A 1,188-nucleotide genomic window follows, 5' to 3' on the forward strand; every position below is an offset into this window, starting at 1 on the left:
CCGTTATCAAGCCATGAATCAGGAAGTTCTGTCTGATAACCGTCAACAATCTTTTGTCTGAATAAGCCGTATTCGTAACGGATTGTACAACCGTATGCAGGCAAATCCAATGTTGTAAGTGAGTCGATAAAGCAAGCTGCAAGACGTCCCAAACCGCCGTTACCAAGACCTGCGTCATTTTCAAGTTCGGCAATTTCAGGAAGTGAGTAACCCAAATCATTTAAAACGTGCTGATATTCTTCAGTCTGCATAAGGTTTAAAATGTTTGTGCAAAGAAGTCTGCCCATAAGGAACTCAAATGATAAATAATAAAGTTTTTTTGCACCCATCTTCTTTACAGTCTGATGAGATACGGCCCACTTTTCCATAATTCTGTCACGAACAGTAAGTGCGCATGCAGTATAAACCATATGAGGAGTTGCATCCTCCATAACTTTACCGAAATGTCTGTTTACCTTACCTACAATTTCCTTCTTCAATGCTTCTTCCGACGCCGTCAATTTTGTTGTTGCTGTTGTTTTTGTGTTTTTATTTTGTGCCATACTTTTAGCTTGTGCCATATTTATTTTACACCCCTTGAAAATTCTTCTTATTTCTTGCGAAGATTTCTTATCATTGGTTTATTTTACAGTCTTCTTTTGTGTCGTTTTCTTTGATGCCGTTGTCTTCGCCTTTGCACCTTCCTTAACCGTTTCGGCTTTAGTCGTTGTCTTTGCCGTCGACTTAGCCGATTCAGCCTTTTTAGGCTCTGCTTTAGTTGTTTCGGCTTTTACAGGTTTTGCAGACTCTGTTTTTTCTGTTTTTGCCGTCTTTGCAGGCTCTGCCTTTTCAGCTTTTACAGGTTCAGCCTTTGCAGGTTCTTCTTTTACCGCTTTCTTTGCTGTTGACTTAGCCGTTGTTTTTCTAGTTGTTGTTTTCTTAGCCGCTGTTTTTCTTGTTGTTGTTTTCTTCGTTGTTGTCTTTTTTGCCGCAGGGGCTTTTTTCTCCTCAAAAGGATTTTTAACTTCAACTATTTCAGGCTCTTTTGCACCGTCTGCCGCAGCCTTTGCAGCCGCCTCGGCATCTGCCCTTATACTGTCCTCAAAAGTTTCCTTTTTTTCTTGTTTCTTTGTAGTTTTTGCGGCTGTCTTTCTGGCAGGCTTTTTCTTTTCAGGTAAATCATATATACCTGTAAGTTCTTGATACAAG

Annotated in this window: 1 protein-coding gene and 1 pseudogene; both read right to left on the reverse strand. The window is 40.1% G+C overall.

What is annotated here, in order from left to right:
* A partial coding sequence (locus ACLTU0_RS09825; RefSeq protein WP_412322265.1) for a glycogen/starch/alpha-glucan phosphorylase occupies positions 1-560 on the reverse strand: 560 nt, incomplete at its 3' end.
* A 60-nt stretch (positions 561-620) separates the two neighbouring features.
* Positions 621-1,188, reverse strand: a pseudogene (locus tag ACLTU0_RS09830) (hypothetical protein); the annotation flags it as partial.

Origin of the sequence: Hominilimicola sp. (assembly GCF_046972485.1) — a bacterium.
GTDB lineage: Bacteria > Bacillota > Clostridia > UBA1381 > UBA1381 > Hominilimicola > Hominilimicola fabiformis.